Raw genomic sequence first — 23,229 nt, forward strand, 5'->3', positions numbered from 1 at the left:
CTCCTGAAATTTATGTACGCGCGTACATTTTCTCATGGAGCATGGCAGTTGTCAACCGCTTTCCCATCATTCATCCTATTCTTTTTGAAACCTACATATTGTTCTTGCACCGTCTTATCGGATGTGCAATAATCATCCCCATAGACTTATTAAATACGTTTAAAAAGAGTGGAAGAGGTGATTCATACGCGCAAAGAAGCTTTGCCTACGCCGCAATCCATGAAATTCGCCGTCCGGCGCGCGCTCCGTTCGTCGCTTCTGGAGCTGGGGAGCGGAACCAAAGCCGAGCTCAGCGAAAGACTCGGCATCAGCTTTCCGACGGTGAGCAAAGTTGTGGAGCTCATGGTGCAGGAAGGTGAAGTCAACCTGCTCGGACTGGATGAATCCAGCGGCGGCCGACGTGCGAACCGCTATGCTTTTAATCCGGATTACATGCTCGGTCTCGCCGTTTATTATGAGAAAGAGCAGAGCGTATACACTGTTTTTAATTGGAACGGCGACTTGCTCGAGCGGAAGGCTGAAGACGGCATCCTTCATCATGGACCGGAAGCCTTGGCTTCCCAAATGGCAAACTGGACCCGCCGTTATCCAGAGATTCGCTCCATCGCCGTTGGCATGCCGGCGGCGGTGCGGGACGGTATTATTTTTCATGTGCCGTCGTATGGAACATTCCAGGATTACAATCTCCAATCTTACCTGGAGGATCTGTTCTCCATTCCTGTCATCATAGAGAATGACATGAATGCAGCCGTGCTCGGTTACCACAATCTCAGCGGCTCGGCGGAGGCCTCCCTCATATACGTGTACCTCGGTCACAACGGGCCGGGGGCCGGACTGCTCATTAATGGAAACGTTGTTCGCGGCCGCTCGTTCTTCACGGGCGAGATCGGCTTCGTCCCGATGAGCGAGGGCAGCAATTTTCAAGACATATTGGAACGTAATCGTTCCGTGTTGAGCAGTCTCATCGAGCCGGATCAGGAGCAAATCGATGCGTTAAGCCGGCTAAGTGCCGCCTTCGCCGCGATTCTCAATCCCGATGCCATTCTGTGGTGCGAGCATAACCTCTCGCCCTCCGCCCTGCTCTCCATTAAAGAGCGTGCTTCCGCCTACGTGCCGGAGCGGCATCTTCCCGAAATGCTGCTTCGCGATTGGGAACACGACTATCTAGCCGGCTTGCAGCGGATCGCTCTGGATATGATGATATCCGATACAAGCGCAATGTAAAATTCAACAATGACGATTGGGGATTAACCGTGAATACTGACCTTCAACCAAAAACAAAACCTAAATTGAGCAAAGACTACACCCTGCATTTGGCAACGATCTTTCTCGGCTTTATCATATTTGGGATATCGGAGAATATTAAGGGGCCCGCCATTCCGCGGATCCAGTTCGATTTTCGATTGGATGAAATGCAGATCGGCACCTTGCTCTCCCTGAACGCACTCGGGTATCTGATCGCGTGCTCCTTCACCGCGCTGTTGACCCGGAAGATCGGAATCAAGTGGGTCAGCATGGCTGCCTTCGGATCGATGGCCATCTCGGGCGTGTTGATTTTCCTGTCCCACAGCTACCCGCTGTTCACCGCATCCTACTTCTTAATGTACATTGGGAACGGTATGCTGGAGATCGGCCTCGCAATATTGTCAGCCCGGATCTTTTTGCGCAATACGGGCACGATGATGAACCTGTCCCATTTCTTTTACGGTATCAGCTCAACGGTGGCCCCGATGATTGCATCCGGTCTCATGACCGTTACCGTGTTTAATTACACGTTGGATTGGCGGGGCATGTACCTGGCCATGCTGATGTTATCCATACTTCCCATGATCCCGGCACTCATGAGTAAGTTTCCCGGGGACAATCTATCCGAAACGGAACGGACTCCGCTGAAGCTGCTGGTCAAAGATCCCGCGCTGTGGCTGGTCGTTATGATCCTATCCTTCGGCGTCGTATCGGAGATGGCGGTTGGCGGATGGCTCGTCAACTTTCTTGAAAAATCGTACAAATGGGAACCTGCAGCGGCAGCCGGCATGCTATCCGCGTTCTTCCTCTGCTTCTCGGCGGCACGCCTGCTGCTTGGCCCGATCACGGACCGGATCGGCTTCACGCTGTCCATCATCATTCTATCCGGATTGACCGGAGTATGTACGTTTGTCGCGATTTTCGGCGGAGAATCCTACGCCTTCCTGTTTGCGGCGGCAGGCATCGGGATTGCCCCGATCTATCCGACGGTTATGGCTCTCATTGCCAAAAGATATCCGAATGAGAGCGACACCGCGATTACGTTCACCGTCACCATGATGGGGATCGGCAGCGTCATCGGCAATTACGCGATCGGCGCGATCACGAACGGATTCAAGCAAATGTACGGCAGCGGTACAGAGCTCGGCCTGCTGCGCGGGCTCCAGGCCGGCTATGGCTTCATTGGATTATGTGCCGTTCTGTGCTCGCTATTCGGTATCGTCTTGTACCGATATTTAAAAGTCCGCAAGCAATTAATCTGATACTCATTCCAACATGAAAGGGAGCCCTCTCAGTTTACAAGAAGGCTCCCTTTTTGTTTATCCATCGTCGGTCTGTTCCGGCCGAATTAACCCAAGTCGGGTGTGTCGACAAGCTCGATGCTTGCCGTTTCGGTATGATGCAGCTCAAATACCAATATTTCATTCCGTCCCTGCTTCAGCAGCGGTCCAGGCAGATACAGCGCTGCTTGCGGCCCTTGCTCCCAGTAGCGCCCCAGATTGAAGCCATTGACCCAGACGACCCCTTTTCCCCATCCGTCTAAGCGGATAAACGTATCGCCAATGTCATCCACCAAGAATTCGCCGCGATAGAAGGTAGGTCGATCCTGCTGTTCCAAAGGTCCCTCCAGCGGTTGAAACGGTGCCGCATTCGGATGATCAAGCGGTAAGGGATAGATGCACCAGTCATACAGGAACTGGTTGTTCATTCGGACTCCCTCCGTGATACCTTTATAATCCTTCAGCTTCGGCCCGTAATTGATGCGTCCCATATTCTCGACAACGATCTCCAGCTTGGCGCCGGCTGCCGGAACATCGATTGGCAGGGCTTTGGCATCCCAACGTTCCACCGTCCCTTGATACTTTCCGTCCAGGAATACCTGTGCCCGGTCATGCACCTCTTGCAGATGCAGGGACTCCCCTTGGCGCGGCCCGGATATATGCGTTGCGTAAACCGTGAAGCCATAGCTTTGGCCCAGCCGTTCCATCGGTACGGGTGCCGTGCGTTTCTGCTCCTCGGAAAGCGCAGGCAGATGCTCCAGCAGGTCGGCATAGTGCGTCATGCTCACCGAGCCATAGCTTATTTTCTTGACAGGCTGCGGGAGGCTTGGCAAATCGGAGAGCTCTTTTCCCTGATGCTGTGCGATCGCGCTTCGAATGGCTTCGAATTTGGCCGTCACGTCCCCGCACTCCGAGAGAGGCGCATCATAATCGTAGCTGGTTAGCGTCGGCTCATACTTTTCGTGAAAATTCGCCCCGTTATAGAATCCGAAATTCGTTCCGCCATGAAACATATAGAAGTTCACGGATGCATTCAAGTCCAGCATTTCCTTGAACACGGCAGCAGCATCCTCCGCGTCCCGGGTATGGTGTGGCTTCAGCCAATGATCAAACCAACCGTTCCAGTATTCCATGCACATCAGAGGATCTTCCGGACGGTACTCCCGCAGTTTATCAAAAGCCTCCTTCGTTCTTGATCCGAAATTGACCGTGGCAAGCACGCCGGGAACGGCTCCGCCCTGCAGCATTCCGTCCGTGGGGCCATCCGAAGTGAACAGCAGCACGTCCACGCCCCGCTTGATCAAGCCATCCTTTAGATACTCCAGATATGCCGTATCATTTCCGTAACTCCCGTACTCGTTCTCGATTTGCATCGCAATCACGGGACCACCCTTGGAGGTCAGTAACGGAACCAATCGCGGAATCAGCTCATCATAATATTGGTCGACCTTCTCCAGATAAACCGGGTCCATGCATCGAAGCTGAATATCCGGATTTTGCAGCAGCCAGGATGGAAGTCCTCCAAATTCCCATTCTGCGCATATGTAAGGGCTCGGCCGAAGGATGACATGCAGCCCGAGATCGCCGGCGATACGGACGAACCTTTCCAGGTCGGCAATGCCATCAAACACAAATTGTCCTTCCTTCGGTTCATGCAAATTCCACGGAATATAGGTTTCCACCGTGTTCAATCCGCAGCTTCTCAGCTTCATCAGGCGATCTTCCCAATATTCCGGAACCACCCGAAAATAATGGATGGCACCAGACAAAATCTGAATCGGCTCATCCCCCAGCAGGAATTGTTGGTTAACCGCTTTCAATTGAGCTTTCATAGCTTGTTTCCTCCTAACACGTTTCATTTGCTTTCTATTGCCATCATCTATCAAAATCCCATGCTGCTCAATCTCCAAATCGGGCATTCTTTATACCTTTTGTGCCGAATCATCGTTATGATACAATATAAGGCATCATTATCGGCGTTTTGTATGCCCAAAAGGAGCCAGCTGTCATGGATATCGCTTTTCGCTTTCCCAATATGATTCAAACGCTGCAGGTAACCGGATGCCATTTTGATTCCCAGCCGCCAGGCTGGAGTTATCCGAGGCATCACCATCACCTGTTCGAGCTGCTATACTGTCTGGAAGGCGAAGTCCTGCAGGAAATTCATCGGGATTCCATTCAGCTCCGCGAAGGGGAATGGCTTCTGATCAAATCCGGGGTGCCCCATCAAACCTCGAATGCATCCAACAAGCAGTATGGGTACTTCAATGTTCATTTCGATCTGGATGATGCAGAAATTCGAAGCTCGTTATCCGCTGCCCCTTTCCGACATATTCGCCAGCACGAAAGCGAGCGCAGCAAACTGGCTGCCCACGTTCAAGAGCTGGAGGGAATCGTCCGGCGCAGCCAGCCGGCAGCCCATTCGGTCCGTCCGGAGAACCAGCCAAGCGATTACAATCTCACTTTTGAGGACAGGCTTCTGCTCCAGTCCTACACCCTGCTCATCATCCATGATGTGCTCTCTCTCTTGAAGATGCAGGATGCGCTGAAGCCGCCCCGCGCTTTATTTGCGGCAACAGGCCCCCCTAAACCGTCCTCCCTGCTTGCAGCGGATGCGGCTCATGCCATCGAAGCGAAGCTGTCGTCGGGATTGACCGAAGAGATATCGGTCATGGCTGTGTCCCAAGAGCTTAATTTAAGCCGAAGCCAATGCTCCAAGTTGTTCCGCCAAGTGTACGGGATCTCGCCTAGACAATATATCAGCCGCCAGAAGCTCAGTCTGGCCAAAGAGCTGCTGGTCACGACCCATCTGCCGATGAACGCAATCGCCGACAAACTCGGTTTTCGCTCAGCCAGCCATTTTTCCAGGCAATTCCGCCGCTGGACCGGGCAGTCGCCGACGGAATACCGGCCCAGGCACTAAGCCATGATAAGCATATTAAAGAACCTCCAATAACGAGTACCACAAAAATAGCCATCCCTTTGAGGATGGCTGTTTTTCTGTATTGGCTGAACTTCATCAATTCATATGGCATCATGATCGGATATTGTAAAATCCAAGTATTTTTAGTTAGTTACTTGACATTCAATAGTTAAATTGAGTATGATACAACCTATAGTTCTCAGCTATATTTAAGTTAGTTGATAACATTTTAAACCAAAAAGACAAGGAGTGGTCTATCTCATGGGTAATTATTCTTCGGCAGGCACTTTCATTATTCGGGTGATTCTGGGGGTCATCTTTATGGCTCACGGTTTGGATAAATTCCAGAGCGGCATCGGGAATATCGAAGGATTCTTCGCAAGTCTGGGAATCCCTGCCTTTATGGCTACCGTTGTAGCCATCATCGAAATCGTGGGAGGGATTGCGCTGATTATCGGTTTGGGAACAAGAATCGCTTCTCTGGTTCTTGGGGTCGTGCTTGTCGTGGCGATTTTTCAGGCGAAGCTGGGCATGGGTTTCCTGGGTGGTTATGAACTGGATATCGCGCTGCTGGCCATGGCCGTACATCTTGTTCTTAGCGGCAGCAGCCTGCTCTCGGTTGATTCGCTGTTCAGCAAGAAGAACAAAGCCTAACGCGAACAAGAGCTTCCTTCGGGTCGTCGTGGCGGCAATCCCATGAAAAAGAGCTGTGCGCAGATTCGTTCCGAAAGGAATGAGACTCGTACAGCTCTTTTCTAGTGATCTCATGAATAGAAGCTGCCTCCCGCTTCTGCCGCTGAAGCCGGCTTGAGTTGTCTTAATAGGTTGTAAGTTTCTGTAAAGATAATGAACCATTCCCGTTCTAAAAAAGCCTGCTCCCATGATCCATCCATGAGAACAGGCCGATGACTATACGGTATTTTCTATGAAGCACTAACGGTGATCGACCAACGGTCTTGCCCCGGATACGGGCAGCGCTTGTCTTTCAGCTTCGCGGCAATCTGTACGATGCATCCGCACTGCGTACACGTGGTGTCCCCTTGCAGCTTAGGGCATGTGAAGCACGCACGAAGACGGGCATCATACTCGTCATCCGGCACGCACCGGTCCGATGAGAACATCGGGGAGGACAGCACGCGCGTGATCTGCTCATCGCTGACCCGGTAATCGTCATGACAACCTTTACACCGATTATCCGCCATGACCTTCGTTTATTCCGCCGTGATCTCAAGAACGGTAACGGACATCGGTGCCAGCTTCGCACGCAGTACGTCACCTTCCTGTTCAAATGCAGTGAATGCAGCCGGCTTGAGAACCTCCGGCGATTCAAAGGTGTTATGAGCGTCCAGCGAATCGGCGGCAAGCTGCCGGCCAACGATTTGCTTCACCGCACCGCTTAATCCCCGCAGCTGGATCTTCACGTCGCTCTGCTCCGCGTGACTAACATTACACAGGCTTACATGGATTTTTCCGGCTTCATCCCTCGAGGCCGTCACGGATACTTGCGGGATCTTCTCGCCATTCATCTCATAATCGACCCCGCTGTGATGGGTAGCCAAACGTTCGGCATCCTGATGCACTTTATACATATCAAACACATGATAGGTCGGGGTAAGGATCATCTTCTCGCCTTCCGTCAAGATGACGGACTGCAGGACGTTGACGATCTGCGCGATGTTGGCCATCACCACCCGATCGTTATGCTCATGGAAAATATTCAGCGTCAAACCCGCCACCAGGGCATCACGGATCGTATTCTGTTGGTACAGGAAGCCAGGGTTCGTGCCGGGCTCGACATCAAACCAGGTGCCCCACTCATCCACGATGAGCCCGATGCGCTTATTAGGATCATACTGATCCATAATCGCCGAGTGTCTCGTGATCAATTCATCCATATGGAGCGCTTTCTTCATGGTGGTGAACCATTCCTGCTCGCTGAATCCGGTGGCAGGTCCTTTGCCTGTCCAGAATTCGCCCGGAATCGTGTAATAATGAAGGCTTATGGCATCCATGTACGGATGCGCTTCCCTCATGACGGTTTCCATCCAGCGGTAATCGTCCACATTCGGTCCGCAAGCAATTTTGTAGATCTTGTTCTCGCCATAGTTGCGGACGTAAGTCTGATAGCGTCTATACAAGTCCGCATAATATTCCGGCCGCATATTTCCACCGCAGCCCCAGTTCTCGTTCCCGACACCAAAATATTTCACGTTCCACGGCTTTTCGCGGCCATTCTCCTGACGCCATGCGGCCATCGGCGACACGCCGTCAAAGGTCATGTATTCAACCCATTCCGACATCTCCTGAACGGTGCCGCTGCCGACATTGCCCGATATGTAGGGTTCGCAGCCCAAAAGCTCGCAGAGACGCAGGAATTCGTGCGTACCGAAATGGTTGTTCTCCACAACGCCGCCCCAGTGCGTATTGACCATCTGTTTCCGATTCTCCCGCGGCCCGACGCCATCTTTCCAATGGTATTCGTCGGCAAAACAACCGCCCGGCCAGCGCAGAACAGGTATATTCAGCTGTCTCAACGCATCCAGCACGTCATTGCGGATCCCTTCCGTATTAGGTATCGGCGAATCCTCGCCCACCCAGATTCCTTCATAAATGCAGCGGCCCAGATGCTCGGAGAAATGTCCATAAATATTGCGATTGATTTTGCCTTTGGATACGTCTGAATGAATGGTAATAACCTGACTCATGACTTTTTCCGCTCCTCGCTATTATTTTATAGATATTTATATGAAACAGTTTATAAATCTTTAAAACAATGATATCGATCAATTCCGATTCCGTCAACCAATAATTTAAACGCTTTCACAATATAGCCTTATTTTTCGCCAAAAAAAAGACCAGCCCAAGCCGATCTTTCGATCCAGCTTTGAGCCAGTCCTCTTTAACGCGATGCCCGATTTAAAAACTCGCGGGTCCGCTCCATCTTCGGCTGGTTAAATATTTGATCCGGCGTTCCGGCTTCGACTACTTGTCCGTGATCCATGAAGATGATCCGGTCCGCCACTTCCTTGGCAAAACTCATCTCATGCGTCACGATCACCATCGTCATGTGCTCCTCGGCCAGCTGCTTGATGACGGCCAGCACCTCGCCGGTCAGCTCGGGATCCAGCGCCGATGTCGGTTCATCAAACAGCATGATGTCCGGATTCATCATAAGCGCTCGAGCAATGGCCACGCGCTGCTTCTGACCGCCCGACAAATTTCCGGGGTGTACATCCGCTTTATCGGACAAACCGACCTTTTGCAAAAGCGCGGCGCCGTTCGTTCTTACTTCTTCTTTGCTTTGTTTCTTGACATGTTTGGGCGCAAGGCCCAGATTCTCCTGTACCGTCAAATGCGGAAACAGATTGAAGTGCTGAAATACCATGCCCATCCGGGACGTGATCGCTTTGATCTGGTGCGGACTGGAATATACGCCGTCCTTCACCAAATACTGATCCTGCACCTTGATCGATCCGCCGTTGATTTCCTCCAGATGCACCAGGCTGCGGAGCATGGTGCTCTTTCCCGAACCGGAAGGCCCGATGACGGCAATCACTTCATTCTTCTGGATCTCAAAGCTGACGTCCTTCAGCACGTCCAGCGAGCCGAAGGATTTTTTCATATGGGTTACTTCGATAATTGCCATTGCGCGACAGTCCTTCTATTCATATTTGAATCGGCGTTCCAGAAATTTAAACAGCAGCGTTAACACAAGCGTCATCAGCAGGTATATCACGCCCGCAATAACAAACGGCATAATCGTGAAATCCCGATTGACCGCCGTATACGCGAAGTGCAGCAGCTCCGGCACCGCGACGGCATACAGCAGCGCCGTATCCTTCACCAGCGTAATGGATTCGTTGGATACCGCCGGCAGGGCTACGCGGAACATCTGAGGCAGAATTACTTTCGTGGTTGTCTGCCAGCGGTTCAAGCCCAGCACCTTGGACGCTTCATATTGCCCCTTGTCAATCGCCAAGAGTCCTCCGCGGAAGATTTCCGCAAAATAAGCAGCATAGTTCAGCACGAATGCCAAACATGCGGCTACAAAACGATCCAAAACGAGATATTCTCCGATCACCGGCAGCACCGGCAGACCAAAGCAAAAGAACAGCAGCTGCAGCAGCAGCGGGGTACCGCGAAAAACATATATATAGGCATTAGCCAACCAAGCCAGCGGCTTGATTGCGCTTCGAACCATTAACGTGAACACAAACCCAAGAGGAATGGAGGCCAGAATGGAAATCAAGAACAACAGGATCGTGGTCTGCGCGCCCTCCAGCATCGGTTTGCCGATTTGAACGATGTAATCCATACTCATATCTGCTTAACTCCTAATGGAAAAACTTCCGGAATGCCGAAGTTCTCCGATGATTTCATTGTACCGATCGATTGGAACAGAAAACCGGAGCCTTTGGTCAAAGTCCGGTTTCTTGGAATACCTATGGGAGGTTGGATGACCAACCTCATGGGAATGCTTACTTCAACACTTTGTCTTCCCCGAACCACTTCTCGGAAATCTTGGCGGCCGTGCCGTCGGCATTCATGTCGTCCAATGCTTTCTGCAGGCTTTCCAGCAGTTCCTCATTGCCTTTCTTCACTCCGATCCCGTACTGCTCCGGTGCCAGGGACTCCTCCAAAATCTTGTACGTTCCCTCTTCCTTGGACATGTAGTATTTCATGACCACTTCGTCAATGATCACGGCGTCTACGCGTCCATTCTTCAAATCGCTCAATGCCAGCACATTGTCGGGAAATTCGGAAATGTTCTTCACTTGCTCGTGAATGGCATTGGCGCTCAGCGCGTCGGCTGCCGAGGATAGCGACTGCAATCCGACCTGTTTGCCGGCCAAATCGCCGATCGTTGCGATATCCGAATCGTTCAGCACCGCGACGACCTGACTGTTCTCCAGATAAGGCTTGGTGAACAGCACTTTCTCCTTGCGCTCATCGGTGATGGTATAACCGTTCCAGATCAAGTCAATGCGTCCGCTGCTAAGCTCGGATTCCTTCGCTTTCCAATCAATGGGCTGGAACTTGACTTCCTTGCCCATTTTCTCGGCGGCTGCGCGGGCATAATCGATATCAAAGCCGACAATCTCATTGCTCTCGTCGCGGAATCCCATGGGCGCGAACTTGTCGTCAATTCCGACCACCAGCTCATTCCCCCCGCTTGCCGAGCTCGAACAGCCGACGACAGTTAATAAAAGCATGAAGCCTGCTAACACGGATGCTATCTTTTTCACCAAAAAATCCCCCTCGTAGACGTTAAGCGCAGTCATATTCTGGGATCTATATCAATCCTCGTCCTATGCATAACTGCTTTTTCACTTTAATACGTTATCAAGACTCCATGATAGCATATTAGCAGAGAAGAGTCGATAGTTTCATAGAATGGCCACTTTTCACCACTCATCATGAAATTTATGTATTTTCATCCTATTTTAAGGTTATTTTAAGGATGATTTCAGTTTAGCGGGAAAGAATGATGGACTGTAAGACCAACAACATGAAAGGCGGTAAACAACAATGACAACCCACTTGAAGTCAGTGAAGCGGCTGGTGCTGCTAGCCATCGCTGTAGTCATGGGCCTCGCTTATCTTCCCGTCTCGGTTTCGGCGGAACCGATCGGACAGCAATCGGAATCACCGGCTGTTCCTTCGTCCAAGGACGAACGCGGGCAACATAAACCCGGCCATATGTTCAAGGCCATCTCCGAGTTTCTGAAGCTGGAGCCTCAGGTTCTCCGGGATAAACTCAAAACCTCGACCCTCGCGGAAATAGCCAAAGAGCAAGGCGTATCGAGAGAAGCCATGAAAGCCAAGATCATGGAGCTGCTGAAGGAGAAAATCGCTTCGCATCCAAAGCAGCTGGGCAAATCCATCGATTACTCCGCGGCGGCGGATAAGCTGCTTGACGCCAAGGGCGGATGGCACAAGCAGCGGATGCATCAGCGGCACGGCCGGCTGATCTCGGATAGCGACGAGCTGGCCAAGCTGCTGAAGACAACGCCGGACCAACTTAAGGCATCGCTGCAATCCGGAAAATCGCTGGCCCAGATCGCGAAGGAGCAAGGCGTGCCCGTCCAGTCCGTCATTGATCAGCAAGTCCAGGCACTCACGAAGCGCCTGGATCGGAAGTTGTCCGAGGGCAAGGTGACGAAGGAAGAATACGAGGAGCGGAAATCCAAGATAGCACCCTTCGTCAGCGACGTGGTCAACGGTAAAATCAAACCGATGAAACACCAGCACTACAGCAAAGATGCCGGTTAACGCTTGCCGTTAGGCTTAGAAACAAACATAAGAGCCGCCCATCGGTAGGATTAACCGAAATGGAGCGGCTCTTCATCAGTTCGCTTCTCTATTTTCATGATAAATTAAGGTACATACTGTTGGATGATCTTCACGACGACGCCGTCTTCAACGGTGATATGAAACGGAAACCATTTCATGTCCACGATATCATCCTTATTGTAAATGTCCGCGAATTTGCTCAGGCTCACCGGCTGATTCCAGGAAATCTGGGCATCCTCATATCGTCCGGTATGGTCGTACAGCTGGAGCAGCACTTCTGCATCGTCCGCTACTGGAAGTTCCTTATGCTCTTCCGTATCGTTCACGATATAATAGCCGTCCGGGGCCTCGGTCATCTCAGGGTCCTGCTCCCGTTCGCGGAACACCTGATTCGCTTCCTCTCCCTCATACCACTCGATTGGATCTACTAGAAGAAAGACCTTGCCGTCTTTGATTTCCAGTCCGTTTATGTAGGCAGCTTCCTGATTTGAAGCTTTCGGAACCGGCTCATAATTGTTGCCTGAGGCTACACCGACGGTTGTCATCATGATCAGGACAAGCAGCATCATTGCTCCCAATTTCCAAGCCGACTTCTTCATCTTCTCATCGCTCCCTCTCCATACTTCTACTGATAGATTAGATTTGTATCACTTTCTACCACGGAATCCGACTCAACAAACATTAATGGTCATTAACCCAATTCTTGGGATTTGAAACACGTATGTACTTGTGGTTCCTAATTCTTTCCTTCATTATACGAATCGCCGCCGTAAAAAGGATGTCATTTCGATGTAAATTCATTACAATATTTCAATTTTCGTAAGCGCTTCATATAGATTGGAGCGGGACTGCATGATCCAGAATCCGAGAAAACAGCAAAACAAAAACAAGCCGACCACGCTGATTCCTCAGTCGATGGTCTGGCTTGTTCCTATAACCAGCTATTATTGGTTGAATGCTTCGGTCAGAACCGGAACGATTTGCGATTTACGGGAAACCACGCCTTTAAGAAGCGCCTTGTTCTCCGACAGAGATACATTGTACGCTCTCTCCACGGCTTTGGACTCTTTACCGAGCGCCAGCGCGATGGAATCGTTGTTCAGGATGTCCGTCACCACGAAGACAAACAAGTCCAGGTTTTTGTCCGTTATAATCGATTGAATCGCATCCTCGAGTTCTGCTTGGCGGGACAATACATCATTCGTATCCACCGCGTTGACCTGGGCGATTTCGACTTTGGCACCGCCCATTTGGAATTCCTTGGCATCGAGGGAGATCAATTGAGCAATGGTTTTGTCGCTCAGATCGGCACCTGCCTTGAGCATGTCCAAACCATAGCTGTCGGCATCCACGCCGGCGATTTCAGCCAGCTCGCGAGCAGCAGCCACATCCTCGTCCGTGCAGGTTGGAGATTTGAACAAGAGGGAGTCCGAGATGATCGCGGACAGCATCAAGCCGGCAATTTCTTTGCGAACGGCTACGCCCTTCTCCTTATAAATCTTGTTCAGGATGGTAGCCGTGCAGCCGACAGGCTCCGCACGGTAGTACAGCGGATGGCTTGTCTCAAAATTAGCGATGCGGTGATGATCGATAACCTCGATTACGCGAACCTGATCAATGTCGCTGGCGCTTTGCTGACGCTCGTTATGGTCCACGAGAATGACGTCCTGCGCTTCGTTTGCAACCGTCTCAACGAGGCGAGGCGCCTCTACTTTGAAGAAATCGAGCGCGTACTGCGTTTCGCCGTTCACGTCGCCAAGACGCACGGGCTCGGCCGAAAGACCAAGCTGGTTCTTCAAGTCAGCATATGCAATAGCAGAGCAGATGGTGTCCGTATCCGGATTTTTGTGTCCAAAAATTAAAGTTTTAGCCATATTTAATGCCCCTCTCGCAACATGAATTTCATCGTTTATACCAATAAACAGATGATCACCTATCTGATTATAGCGTTAAATTCTACTTATTCCAATTCCTTTACAGAGATTATTTTCGGACAGCGTTTATACCAATACAATCTCCGGTTCCGGAACGAACCCGAAATGGTTGTTGATCGACTCCGAAATCAGATTCATCAAGTACAGAATGTCCGTTGCCTTTGCATGCTTCTGGTTCAGAATCATGTTGCCGTGGTGCGGAGATATGATGGCGCCTCCGTATTCGGTCCCCTTCATATTCAGCTGGTCCACGAGCGAGCCTACGGCTACCCCGTAATCGTAATTGTTCTTGAATACGGAACCGCAGGACGGATAGTCGAAATGACGCTTACTCGTCCGGTACTTGATGATGTCGAGCATCGACTGCGGCGTCTCGATTCCCCTTCCAGCCAAAGCATGGACCTCGCCCAGAAAGAACGAGAAAAAGGACGGAAGCGAGGAAGGATGGCTGCCGCGGCTCTTCCACTCCGTGAGCAGCGCCGAAGTCGAATGGATCTGCTCCTCCGAGCTGACCGGTATGTTGAGATCGGCGCCTACGATGATCCACGGATGCTGCTGGAAGATGGATTGCTTGTATGCAAATAAACAGTCTCCCGCCGCAATGGACTGCACCTTCAGGCCCGGATCCATCGTATCGATATAATATACCGTATCCAGGATATCGCAGATTTGGCGCGCATTATATTTGGCGTTCATATAGATGCCGGCGCCTACACAGCCCGGCAGCAAAAAAGTAAAGTCGAGCAAATCGGTTCCGCCCACTAACCCCATCAAGGAAAGCAGGGACATCGGCGTTCCGGATGAAACGTACCATTTGTCTCCCGAAACCTGCAGCTCCACCAGGTTTTTGAGCGAGATAAACACCAGATCGCGTTTGGGTTCATCCGGGAACAGGATGTTGGAGCCCATTCCGAAAATGTACCAAGGCAGTCCGCGTTTCTTGCAATCCTGCAGAAGATCCGCCAGGTCGGCTGCCGTTTCAGGCATGGCCAGATAATTGGCTGAGCCGCCGATCCCGTACGTCGAAAAGGCAGACAGCTCCACATTGCGCTTGCACAATCGGTCAATAGCAGATGTATGTAAAGTCATCGTAGACATGTCACTCCCTATTCTTCACATTAGGCACAACAATCCTTACTAAATGTGGGGATGTTACATCATTATGATCCAACTACTCGGGTGGTGTCAATCTGGGGCGAAATCCTGGCCATATAGCAAAAAATCCCTGGATTACGGCCTGTAGACCGTAACCAGGGATTCATTCATCATCAGATGATCCGTTACCAAGATTTATTCGAGGAAATCCTTGAGACGCTTGCTGCGGCTCGGATGACGCAATTTACGGAGCGCCTTCGCTTCGATCTGGCGGATGCGTTCACGCGTTACGCCGAACACCTGCCCTACTTCTTCCAGCGTACGGGTCCGTCCGTCCTCGAGTCCAAAGCGAAGCCGAAGCACGTTCTCTTCACGCTCGGTAAGCGTATCGAGCACTTCCTCCAGCTGTTCCTTCAGCAGCTCGAAAGCCGCCGCATCTGCGGGTGCCAACGCATCCTGATCCTCGATGAAATCGCCCAGGTTGGAGTCGCTTTCCTCTCCGACAGGCGTTTCCAGGGACACGGGTTCCTGGGATACCTTCTGGATCTCGCGCACTTTCTCCGGCGAGATGTCCATCTCCTTGCCGATTTCTTCCGGCGTCGGTTCGCGCCCCAGCTCCTGGAGGAGCTGTCTGGAGACACGCACAAGTTTATTGATCGTTTCGACCATATGCACCGGAATCCGGATGGTTCTGGCCTGGTCGGCGATCGAGCGGGTAATCGCCTGACGAATCCACCAAGTGGCATAGGTGCTGAACTTAAAGCCCTTGGAGTAGTCGAATTTCTCCACCGCTTTGATCAAGCCCATGTTGCCTTCCTGGATCAGATCAAGGAACTGCATTCCCCGACCGGCATAGCGTCTTGCTATACTAACAACGAGACGAAGATTCGCTTCGGCCAAACGGCGTTTCGCTTCCTCATCTCCCTCCTCTATACGTTTGGACAGTTCCACTTCTTCATCGGCTGAGAGGAGGGGAACACGACCGATTTCTTTCAGGTACATGCGAACTGGATCGCTAATCTTGATGCCTGGCGGAAGCGAGAGATCGTCGTGAACCGAAAAATCCTCTGTTGGAGAATTAGCCGATTTCTCTGTATCCGTAACCTCGCGTTCCAATGCAAAATCCGCACTCTGACGGTTCTCCATTCTATGCCCCCCTGTTGACAATCCCATATTTTCATGCTAATCTAGCATTAGATCATTATGACATTAAACCAATAGTTATTTATCCTTCATTCTAGCATATTTTATAGACTATATCAACTTCTAATATATTCTAGTCCGTTGTACCCGATCTCAGGTCTGAGATCGGGTTTTTATATATTCCTATTACATATGTTACGTTTACTTCATTTGATCTAGTACTGCTTTCGTATGCTGATTTAACGGCTTTATATCGGGAGCCTTCACGGGATCATCGCTTAGCTCATATTTGTGCTTTAGCTCAAGCGTCGCCCTTACCCGTTCGTTCAGCATCTCTTCCGGGATCACGCCGCTCCGGACAGCCTTGGTCAATGCCTGGATGACGGCTTCCTCCAGCGCATATTCATGACCGATCAGTACCATGTTGCTTCCTGCGACAACGGACTTCACGGAGGCCTCACCTACGTCCGTGCTGCCGGATATAGCACCCATTGTCATGTCGTCCGTTATGACAACTCCCTTAAATCCCAACTCTTCCCGTAACAAATCGTTGATCACGGGCTTCGAGTACGAGGAGGGGGTATCCGGATCGATGCTCTTCATGAGCAGATGCGCAACCATGACCACATCGGCGCCTTCATTAATCGCTTGTTGAAACGGAACCAGCTCCATTTCATGCAGACGTTTCAAGTCATGCTCCACCACGGGCAGACCGAGGTGGGAATCGACCGAAGTGTCGCCATGCCCTGGAAAATGCTTCACGACGGGAACGACTCCCTTCTCCTGTATCCCCTTCATGGAGGCAATCCCATGCTGGGTAACGGTCTCCGCCGTAGTGCCAAAGGATCGATCGCCGATGACCGGATTGTTCGGGTTGCTATGAATGTCCAGCACCGGGGCGAATACCATATTGAGCCCGAGTCCCGCAACCTTCTGCGCAATAAGGCCGCCAACGCGCTTCGTGAGCGCTAAATCCCCCTTGCTCCCAACTTTGCCGCTTGACGGCAGCTTAACATATTCCTCGGGAAAACGCGTAACCCGTCCGCCCTCCTCGTCTATACTCAGCCACAGGGGCACCGGATTGGCAGCATTGGCTTCCTTCAGATCATTGAGGAGCTTTACCGACTGCTCTACGCTCTCTATATTGTCCTTGAAGAGGATAAACCCGCCAACATGGTGATCCTTAACCAATTTACGCGAAGTTTCATCGATGGCCGTTCCTTCGAGTCCGACCAGTACCAGCTGGCCGATCTTCTCCTCGACGGTCAGGTCGTTCATAAGTTCAGCGATCTCATCTTCGGTTTCGTTCGGAGGCAGGCTGCCGCTCTCGCTTTCATTGTCGGCACTGCCTGATGGAGGCTCGGTTTCGTTGTCATTCTCTTGAGAAGGCGGGTTCTGGTCCTGTCCTAGCTCCGATGGCGAAGTTCCTTGGCCATCATTGCCCGCATTCCCCGTCTCCGAACGGCCTTGGCAACCTGCCAGAACCAGCAGCAAGATGACAACCAGCATCGTTAAGCTCATCCATGGTGTCCTTCGCTTCAACATTGTCACCTTCCTTCATGTTCACACTACTGTATTCGCCCTCTGTCCCGCAGAGTCCTTCCATCATAACATGATTTCGTTAAGGGCCAAAACGAACCACAACGAAAGCGCCCCGTTGCAAAACAAGAAGAAAAGAGCCGCAGCGATGGCGGCCCTTCCTCTTCTATTTAAGCAGTCCGAGCTGACGGGCCTGCTCCTCCGTCAATATAAACTGCTCCGTCTCCCATACTTCATCCTCGTCCGTTCTTCCGAACATCAGCATGATATCGTCCCATATATTCTTTTGCATCGCCTCGGCTTGCGTGATAATAACCTTCATGTCTGCCTCATTCCTTTCCTTGGGTTCATCCCTACTATTACATAATAAAACCATGGAGGGCAGATTAGAATCGATAAGCAAAGCAAAAGCCTGCAAATAGTATCTGCAGGCTGGGGCTGAAGTATAACTAAGAATAGGCAGGATGGTGTTTGATCCATGACATGGCAATGGTGCCTTCGCCTGCATGGATGCCTGCAACAGGGATAAAGGTCATGATTTCGGTCTTAAGCGACGGATGAGCCCCGCTGATTTCCTTCTGGATCTCCTCGGCCACTTCCACGTTGTTCGCGTGCATGATGCACACCTTCTTAATTTTCTGTATGTCTGTTTTCATGATATCGATCATTTTCTGCTTGGCTTTCTTAAACGTCCGGATCTTCTCCTCCACAATGACTTTGCCTTCGTCAAAACGGAGCAGCAGATGTATGCGGAGCAAATTGCTTAGCAGCAGCTGCGTGCCGGACACCCGGCCGCTGATATGAAGTCGATGCAGGCTTGCCGGTATGAGATAGAACGACATGTTGTGCACCATGGACTGAATTTTATCCTTTATCACCTGTACGGTATCCCCCTGGCTGTGCCAGTGAATGCCGGACATAATCATTTCGCGCACCGGAAACGCTCCCGCTTGAGAGTCGATGCCAACCACGGGTACATCGGCAATCTCAGCCGCCTGCAGGGAAGAATTCAAAGTTCCGCTGAGCTCTGAAGAACAGTGAATCGCAATAATATCGTCATACTTCACTTTCAGGGTTTCGTAAAGCTCAATGAATTCACCGATCGGAGGCTGGGAGCTGCTGACTTTCGGCTCGTCTTTCATCCGTTCATAAAAGGCTTCTGCCGATATGTCGATTCCTTCCCTGTAGGCCTCTTGCCCCAGAATCAACCTCAAAGGCACAATGTAAATATGATGCTTCTTGGCGAATTCAGGGTCGATCGTGCTCGTGCTGTCGGTTACCCATGCAATGGATCTCATGATCGTGTTCACGTCTCGCTTTCGTGTAGTAAGAAGTAGGAATGGAAGCGATTTAAGCCGCTCATTTCATCATATCTTACCCTTGCGGCGCATTGCAAATGGAAGGGGGACGATTTCGCGTCCTACGCCTGGGTTCGCCACACAAAAGCCTTATTTTCTGTCTCCGTTATACCCTTTTTCCCCAAAAGGTTCCAGCCGTTCGATCCAATAGGCTTCCCGCTTGCTGACCGCTCCCTTCAAATCGAAGAACGGGTCTTCCTTCGGCTCAATCTTCTCCAGGATCTCAAAAACAAACGCATCCTCTCCATACTCCTTCCAATCCTGCTGAAGCGGCTTGTTGTAGCTTGTCCCCATCTGCAGCTCGAAGCGCTTGCCGTTCATGGTTTTCAGATTGTTCGTTCCGGCGACGAATATTTTACCGTTCTTCGTGTTCCGAATTTGATACACGCCGGCTTCAATCTTGATCTCCTTGTACATCTGATTCAGTTCCTGTCTGCGATTCATGGCCTTAACGCCTCCTTCTTGCTTTCATTTATGTCGTTAGCCAGTACTGGCTTCCATCATCCTTGCGATCCAAAAAACCATATTCGATCAAATATCGGCGAATGGTCACATAATCGGGATTGTCTCTTCCGATCGTATCGTTGATTTCCTGCTCGGAATACAAGACATCGGGTTTAAAACGGGCAGCGATTTCGCGCAGCACGACGTACTTCTGCTTCTCTTTAAGCTTAAAAGTCTTCAACGGGCCGTCGTTCCCCTCGGGGAATGCCTTGGCCAGGATCGATTGCCTCTCTTCTTCCGTAACATTGTAGCGTTCATCGATCATTTTGGCCTGTTTGGGAATTCCCACGAACGCCGGAGCATGACTGTCCTTTTCCTTCAACAGCTCCATCAAGGTCAGCAGCACCTTGGACTGCCTCTCCTTCTCTTTCAAGGCAAACCGGTGATTGCGTATCGTCGACGCGCTGCCGATGCCGAGCTCCTGCTGGACCTCTTTGTCGTTCATGCCTTGATAGAAGAGCTGCAGCAGCCGGTTCTGATGCTCGGTCAGTCCGGTCAGCTTCTTATCGAGGCCGGACAGATACTGAAACACGGAGCCATGCTCCCGGCGGATATGTACGGTCATGTATCGTTCCGATTCGTACAGCGCATCCTCATCCGGGTAGATGATCCCTTTCTCCAGCGTCTTGCCGCACAAGAGACATACCCAGACGGGGCCTTCGTCGATATAGCCTTGTTTAAGTTCATCTATGGAAGCATTCCAGAAGCGTTCATTAAGGTCCATCGCACACACCACTTCCCCCAAAGTTATTTATATAGACATTTTATATTTTTGTCTATATCATGTCAATCTAGCCCCACGACGATATAATATTTCTTCCTCCCTCCCGTGGAACCTGCTAGAATAGAGGTTGCTGCTGTAAAATTTAGGGGGTATCATCATGGGATTCATACAACAGTCGGCAAAAGAAATGCGTTCTTGGCCGCGCAACATCAAGCTGTTTTTTCTAGCTAACGTGCTGTATCAGTTCGGTACCGGCATGTTCAGCGTGCTCTACAATTTGTACATACAAGGCCTGGGTTATAACGACTCCATGAATGGAACAGTGGTCAGTATTCAATCCCTCGCCACGGCATTGATGTTTATCCCGATCGGCTTGATCGGCGACCGCGGAAGCCGCAAGCGAATCCTGGTCCTTGGCGCGTTGTTAAGCGGCGCCGGACTGATTGCCCGAGCTTTTCTGGCGAGTGAGTTCAGCTTGCTTGGTCTCGCGGTATACACCGGACTGTTCGCATCCTTTTTTCAGGTGCTGGCGATTCCGTTTCTGGCGGAAAATACGGCGAAATCGGCTCGCATGCGCATCTTTAGCATCCATGCCTCGCTTGTGCTTGCTTCTCAAGTGTTAGGCAGCATGGGAGGCGGCTTCCTGGCGGATGCCCTGCAGGCATTCGGCCTGAACAAGGTCGACAGCTTGAAAACAGCGCTGTTCATCGGCGGTCTGGCAACCTTTGCGGCATTTATCCCGCTCTTGTTCACGACCGACAAGAACGCCGCGCATGCATGGCCGCTGGATGCACCCATCCCCGATCAACCCGTGCGCCCTGGAGGAGCGGTTACCGCCTCCGGGATCGGAGATTTCAAAGTCATCGGGCAGTTCGCGCTTGCCCAGCTGTTAATCGGCCTCGGGTCCGGACTGGTCGTTCCTTATTTGAATTTGTATTTTACCAACCGTTTCTCGGTATCGCTATCCGCGGTTGGGATTCTGATATCGCTCGGACAAGTCATGACGATCGTATCCATGCTGATCGGCCCTACGCTGGTGAATCGGGTAGGAGCCGTCAAAGCCGTGGTTCTCTTTCAAGTCCTATCCTTGCCCTTCCTGTTGTTAACCGGCTTCACGAATGTCCTCCTCATCGCATCGGTCGGCTTCCTGTTCCGTCAAGCCTTGATGAATGCGGCCAATCCGATACAGTCGTCGATTCTGATCGACCGCGTACCGGATCACCGGAGAGGCATCGCCAATTCGGTCACGCAAACCGCCTTTATGCTGGGCTGGGCGACCATGGGGCCCGTACAGTCGAAATTGGTCACCACCTACGGCAGCTATTGGGGATACGCGATCACCTTCTGCATTACCGGAACGCTGTACGTCGTTTCCTCGTTCCTGTACTACCGAATGTTCCGCGAACGCAAGGGCAGCGGTCTTTCCCCGGATGCCTCCGCTACTCTCTAGCCTCGACCCGCAGCGGTTTGACATGGGGCGGGACATCCCGTTCGCCTGCAGCAACGGTCCGGGCCTGAAAGCTTCCCTTATACCGGAAGACAGGCCCTAATAACGGATTGACCACCTCAACGGATATCCGGTATTGCTGATCTCCGTCATCATACCATTCGCATACATCGGCCGTTCCGGTGAGCCACCGGGGAAATCGAAACTGCAGCCGCCCTTCATAAAACCTCTGCTCCCCCGATCGAATGCGAATTCCGCCATGCTCCGCGGCAGCGATCCGAAGATCGACTGCCAAGTGCTGTTTGTTTCCCAAATAATCCACGACGCGGCTGCGCTGTGCGCTATAAATCATCGTGGCATCAAATCGTCTTTGTATGCCAGGAAAATCAAAGCTTCGGCACCACGTCACCGTCTCTCTTCCCCAGTCATCCCGATAAGCGTAGTTCTCAATCCGAAACGGGATGCCTTTCCCTCGGCTAGGAAACATGATATGCCGCATCGTTCCTATATAAAGCGGCAGCGCCGCCCATGGAGCGTACCAGATTTCTTCCATGATGCCTTCGCCGATCGAAGCGACGCTATCCTTGCTGTCAAACCCGAACCGCTCCTGGATTTTAGGATGAAGCTTGTGAAACTGGCTTCCAAGCGCCTGCTCATAGATCGAGGTCATGTTCTTTCACTCCTTTGCCGGATGTATGCCCGCGGACCGGTCTTTGTCTTCGAACCGGACGGTAAGCGCTTGGCAAGTCCGATGCGGACAGCGAAGCCATGAAGCAGAACCCAATCATCGACCCGCTAAGCGTTAACGGATTGAACGGGGCTTTCATTAACTCGGCATCCGTCATCCATGCTCCAAGCATCAAGATCGCAAGCAAGAACATGATCAGCCTGTACCACATCCGGTTCTTGTGAAAGAGCAATGTTAATAAACCGACGCCAATCTCGGTGATCCCAAGCAAAGTTAGTACCACCCCTTCCTGTCCGCCTGCCAAGCCCGACTGCCTCAGCAGATCAAGCTCTCCCGCTTCCGGGAACAGAAGCTTCGGAACCAGTCCTTCATAACACCATAGAACGACCAGCATAAACACACTTAAAGCGTGGATGATTGCCTTCCGGATCGTGACCGAAGGCGGAATATCCTTCTCGGCCCATAATCGGAGCACATCGAAGCTCCAAGCCGTCGCTGCGCCGAATAAAGGCCGAAACAGCAGCCGGTCAAACCAGGCCCCGGGCATGCCGAACCGCGTCCTGTAATCGTATTGGGTCGAGAAACGGACGACGCCATTGCCGCTGTCGGCGTACTTCCAATAGCCACTCCCCTCCTTAACCAGGGAAATCCGCTGATCCGAGCCGAATCGCAGCACCGAGATCCGGTTCCCGGGCCTCGGGTGCACGGCCGTTTTCGTAGCACCCGTTCCCGTAACTTCCAGTCCGAATCCGATGCGGGTTTTGTATAAAAACCGCTGGACGTCCGAATCAGCCTGCGGCAAATCATGAATCTCGGAAAAACGCAAATCCCATTGTTGATGTTGCTCGGGTCTCTGTGTCAATGACCACAAAGTTTCCATATCCGTCTTGATGTCGAGTTCAACATAGATCGGATTTCTCTTCATGCGCACTCAGCTCCTAATGGATAACCCTTCTCGATGACAGCCGGGCCCCTCTATTTACAAGTCATTTTACCGCTGAGGGGGATTCTCCGTTAGACCTCACTTTTATAGAACAAACGAAGAAGAGGTACTA

22 protein-coding genes and 1 pseudogene are annotated in these 23,229 nt (G+C 51.5%); 6 read left to right on the top strand and 17 right to left on the bottom strand.

Features of this window, described 5'->3' with window-relative positions; genetic code table 11:
* Positions 1 to 177: 177 nt before the first annotated feature.
* The gene (locus M1D70_RS19300) at positions 178 to 1,224 is read left to right on the top strand and encodes an ROK family transcriptional regulator (RefSeq protein WP_009593124.1); all 1,047 of its coding nucleotides are present in this window, start codon (positions 178 to 180) and stop codon (positions 1,222 to 1,224) included.
* Positions 1,225 to 1,253: 29 nt separating this feature from the next.
* Complete coding sequence (locus M1D70_RS19305; protein ID WP_456287696.1) at positions 1,254 to 2,507, top strand: MFS transporter; 1,254 nt, start codon at positions 1,254 to 1,256, stop codon at positions 2,505 to 2,507.
* Positions 2,508 to 2,593: 86 nt separating this feature from the next.
* Here the strand turns inward: M1D70_RS19305 and M1D70_RS19310 are convergent, their stop codons facing one another.
* Positions 2,594 to 4,357, bottom strand: coding sequence for a beta-galactosidase (locus M1D70_RS19310; protein ID WP_456287697.1), 1,764 nt, complete (start codon positions 4,355 to 4,357; stop codon positions 2,594 to 2,596).
* 176 nt (positions 4,358 to 4,533) lie between these two features.
* Between M1D70_RS19310 and M1D70_RS19315 the strand changes: the two genes are divergently transcribed.
* Complete coding sequence (locus M1D70_RS19315) at positions 4,534 to 5,448, top strand: AraC family transcriptional regulator (RefSeq protein ID WP_456287698.1); 915 nt, start codon at positions 4,534 to 4,536, stop codon at positions 5,446 to 5,448.
* Positions 5,449 to 5,709: 261 nt separating this feature from the next.
* Positions 5,710 to 6,102: a DoxX family protein gene (locus M1D70_RS19320; protein ID WP_009593117.1), complete on the top strand. Its 393-nt coding sequence runs from the start codon at positions 5,710 to 5,712 to the stop codon at positions 6,100 to 6,102.
* A 269-nt stretch (positions 6,103 to 6,371) separates the two neighbouring features.
* Here the strand turns inward: M1D70_RS19320 and M1D70_RS19325 are convergent, their stop codons facing one another.
* The 5 genes from M1D70_RS19325 to M1D70_RS19345 form a co-directional block, all read right to left on the bottom strand.
* Positions 6,372 to 6,650, bottom strand: coding sequence for a DUF6171 family protein (locus tag M1D70_RS19325; RefSeq protein ID WP_009593129.1), 279 nt, complete (start codon positions 6,648 to 6,650; stop codon positions 6,372 to 6,374).
* A 9-nt stretch (positions 6,651 to 6,659) separates the two neighbouring features.
* Positions 6,660 to 8,153 carry an alpha-N-arabinofuranosidase gene (locus tag M1D70_RS19330; protein WP_456287699.1) on the bottom strand — a complete coding sequence of 498 codons (1,494 nt, stop codon included), beginning with the start codon at positions 8,151 to 8,153 and terminating at the stop codon, positions 6,660 to 6,662.
* Between the two features lie 194 nt (positions 8,154 to 8,347).
* Positions 8,348 to 9,094, bottom strand: coding sequence for an amino acid ABC transporter ATP-binding protein (locus tag M1D70_RS19335; protein ID WP_456287700.1), 747 nt, complete (start codon positions 9,092 to 9,094; stop codon positions 8,348 to 8,350).
* Positions 9,095 to 9,109: 15 nt separating this feature from the next.
* Positions 9,110 to 9,769 carry an amino acid ABC transporter permease gene (locus M1D70_RS19340; protein ID WP_009593110.1) on the bottom strand — a complete coding sequence of 220 codons (660 nt, stop codon included), beginning with the start codon at positions 9,767 to 9,769 and terminating at the stop codon, positions 9,110 to 9,112.
* A gap of 157 nt (positions 9,770 to 9,926) precedes the next feature.
* The gene (locus M1D70_RS19345) at positions 9,927 to 10,694 is read right to left on the bottom strand and encodes an amino acid ABC transporter substrate-binding protein (RefSeq protein ID WP_036672668.1); all 768 of its coding nucleotides are present in this window, start codon (positions 10,692 to 10,694) and stop codon (positions 9,927 to 9,929) included.
* A 283-nt stretch (positions 10,695 to 10,977) separates the two neighbouring features.
* Between M1D70_RS19345 and M1D70_RS19350 the strand changes: the two genes are divergently transcribed.
* Positions 10,978 to 11,721 carry a hypothetical protein gene (locus M1D70_RS19350; protein WP_456287701.1) on the top strand — a complete coding sequence of 248 codons (744 nt, stop codon included), beginning with the start codon at positions 10,978 to 10,980 and terminating at the stop codon, positions 11,719 to 11,721.
* Between the two features lie 104 nt (positions 11,722 to 11,825).
* Here the strand turns inward: M1D70_RS19350 and M1D70_RS19355 are convergent, their stop codons facing one another.
* The 9 genes and pseudogenes from M1D70_RS19355 to M1D70_RS19395 all read right to left on the bottom strand — a co-directional run bounded on the left by M1D70_RS19355 (position 11,826) and on the right by M1D70_RS19395 (position 20,039).
* A complete protein-coding gene (locus M1D70_RS19355; protein ID WP_009593127.1) occupies positions 11,826 to 12,341 on the bottom strand; it encodes a hypothetical protein in 516 nt (171 codons plus the stop codon).
* A gap of 345 nt (positions 12,342 to 12,686) precedes the next feature.
* Positions 12,687 to 13,616, bottom strand: a complete 930-nt coding sequence (locus M1D70_RS19360; protein ID WP_009593146.1) for a manganese-dependent inorganic pyrophosphatase — start codon at positions 13,614 to 13,616, stop codon at positions 12,687 to 12,689.
* Positions 13,617 to 13,742: 126 nt separating this feature from the next.
* On the bottom strand, positions 13,743 to 14,765 hold the full coding sequence (locus tag M1D70_RS19365) for a UDP-N-acetylmuramate dehydrogenase (protein WP_009593113.1): 1,023 nt from the start codon (positions 14,763 to 14,765) through the stop codon (positions 13,743 to 13,745).
* Between the two features lie 201 nt (positions 14,766 to 14,966).
* Positions 14,967 to 15,839, bottom strand: a pseudogene (gene rpoD, locus M1D70_RS19370) (RNA polymerase sigma factor RpoD); the annotation flags it as partial.
* Positions 15,840 to 16,115: 276 nt separating this feature from the next.
* On the bottom strand, positions 16,116 to 17,435 hold the full coding sequence (gene nagZ / locus M1D70_RS19375; protein WP_456287702.1) for a beta-N-acetylhexosaminidase: 1,320 nt from the start codon (positions 17,433 to 17,435) through the stop codon (positions 16,116 to 16,118).
* A gap of 184 nt (positions 17,436 to 17,619) precedes the next feature.
* Complete coding sequence (locus M1D70_RS19380) at positions 17,620 to 17,775, bottom strand: hypothetical protein (RefSeq protein ID WP_009593107.1); 156 nt, start codon at positions 17,773 to 17,775, stop codon at positions 17,620 to 17,622.
* Between the two features lie 127 nt (positions 17,776 to 17,902).
* A complete protein-coding gene (locus M1D70_RS19385; RefSeq protein ID WP_036672671.1) occupies positions 17,903 to 18,751 on the bottom strand; it encodes a DegV family protein in 849 nt (282 codons plus the stop codon).
* A gap of 150 nt (positions 18,752 to 18,901) precedes the next feature.
* Complete coding sequence (locus M1D70_RS19390) at positions 18,902 to 19,255, bottom strand: GIY-YIG nuclease family protein (protein ID WP_009593132.1); 354 nt, start codon at positions 19,253 to 19,255, stop codon at positions 18,902 to 18,904.
* Positions 19,256 to 19,283: 28 nt separating this feature from the next.
* The gene (locus tag M1D70_RS19395; RefSeq protein WP_456287703.1) at positions 19,284 to 20,039 is read right to left on the bottom strand and encodes a DUF2087 domain-containing protein; all 756 of its coding nucleotides are present in this window, start codon (positions 20,037 to 20,039) and stop codon (positions 19,284 to 19,286) included.
* 157 nt (positions 20,040 to 20,196) lie between these two features.
* Between M1D70_RS19395 and M1D70_RS19400 the strand changes: the two genes are divergently transcribed.
* The gene (locus tag M1D70_RS19400) at positions 20,197 to 21,489 is read left to right on the top strand and encodes an MFS transporter (protein WP_456287704.1); all 1,293 of its coding nucleotides are present in this window, start codon (positions 20,197 to 20,199) and stop codon (positions 21,487 to 21,489) included.
* Here the strand turns inward: M1D70_RS19400 and M1D70_RS19405 are convergent.
* Together M1D70_RS19405 and M1D70_RS19410 are read right to left on the bottom strand one after the other, a co-directional pair.
* Positions 21,479 to 22,156: a DUF4166 domain-containing protein gene (locus M1D70_RS19405; RefSeq protein WP_456287705.1), complete on the bottom strand. Its 678-nt coding sequence runs from the start codon at positions 22,154 to 22,156 to the stop codon at positions 21,479 to 21,481. The two genes, M1D70_RS19400 and M1D70_RS19405, sit on opposite strands and share 11 nt — an antisense overlap.
* Entirely contained in the window at positions 22,140 to 23,099 is a 960-nt protein-coding gene (locus M1D70_RS19410; RefSeq protein ID WP_456287706.1) for a DoxX-like family protein, read from the bottom strand. Before M1D70_RS19410 ends, M1D70_RS19405 begins: the two co-directional genes overlap by 17 nt.
* Between the last annotated feature and the right edge of the window lie 130 nt (positions 23,100 to 23,229).

The organism is Paenibacillus sp. AK002, from assembly GCF_053903045.1.

Bases quoted from the DNA above. Each gene is read 5' to 3' on its own strand.
- M1D70_RS19310 (WP_456287697.1), bottom strand. From the start codon at position 4,357: ATGAAAGCTCAATTGAAAGCGGTTAACCAACAATTCCTGCTGGGGGAT.
- M1D70_RS19315 (WP_456287698.1), top strand. From the start codon at position 4,534: ATGGATATCGCTTTTCGCTTTCCCAATATGATTCAAACGCTGCAGGTA.
- M1D70_RS19320 (WP_009593117.1), top strand. From the start codon at position 5,710: ATGGGTAATTATTCTTCGGCAGGCACTTTCATTATTCGGGTGATTCTG.
- M1D70_RS19325 (WP_009593129.1), bottom strand. From the start codon at position 6,650: ATGGCGGATAATCGGTGTAAAGGTTGTCATGACGATTACCGGGTCAGC.
- M1D70_RS19330 (WP_456287699.1), bottom strand. From the start codon at position 8,153: ATGAGTCAGGTTATTACCATTCATTCAGACGTATCCAAAGGCAAAATC.
- M1D70_RS19335 (WP_456287700.1), bottom strand. From the start codon at position 9,094: ATGGCAATTATCGAAGTAACCCATATGAAAAAATCCTTCGGCTCGCTG.
- M1D70_RS19340 (WP_009593110.1), bottom strand. From the start codon at position 9,769: ATGAGTATGGATTACATCGTTCAAATCGGCAAACCGATGCTGGAGGGC.
- M1D70_RS19350 (WP_456287701.1), top strand. From the start codon at position 10,978: ATGACAACCCACTTGAAGTCAGTGAAGCGGCTGGTGCTGCTAGCCATC.
- M1D70_RS19355 (WP_009593127.1), bottom strand. From the start codon at position 12,341: ATGAAGAAGTCGGCTTGGAAATTGGGAGCAATGATGCTGCTTGTCCTG.
- M1D70_RS19360 (WP_009593146.1), bottom strand. From the start codon at position 13,616: ATGGCTAAAACTTTAATTTTTGGACACAAAAATCCGGATACGGACACC.
- M1D70_RS19365 (WP_009593113.1), bottom strand. From the start codon at position 14,765: ATGACTTTACATACATCTGCTATTGACCGATTGTGCAAGCGCAATGTG.
- nagZ (WP_456287702.1), bottom strand. From the start codon at position 17,435: ATGAGCTTAACGATGCTGGTTGTCATCTTGCTGCTGGTTCTGGCAGGT.
- M1D70_RS19380 (WP_009593107.1), bottom strand. From the start codon at position 17,775: ATGAAGGTTATTATCACGCAAGCCGAGGCGATGCAAAAGAATATATGG.
- M1D70_RS19385 (WP_036672671.1), bottom strand. From the start codon at position 18,751: ATGAGATCCATTGCATGGGTAACCGACAGCACGAGCACGATCGACCCT.
- M1D70_RS19390 (WP_009593132.1), bottom strand. From the start codon at position 19,255: ATGAATCGCAGACAGGAACTGAATCAGATGTACAAGGAGATCAAGATT.
- M1D70_RS19395 (WP_456287703.1), bottom strand. From the start codon at position 20,039: ATGGACCTTAATGAACGCTTCTGGAATGCTTCCATAGATGAACTTAAA.
- M1D70_RS19400 (WP_456287704.1), top strand. From the start codon at position 20,197: ATGGGATTCATACAACAGTCGGCAAAAGAAATGCGTTCTTGGCCGCGC.
- M1D70_RS19405 (WP_456287705.1), bottom strand. From the start codon at position 22,156: ATGACCTCGATCTATGAGCAGGCGCTTGGAAGCCAGTTTCACAAGCTT.
- M1D70_RS19410 (WP_456287706.1), bottom strand. From the start codon at position 23,099: ATGAAGAGAAATCCGATCTATGTTGAACTCGACATCAAGACGGATATG.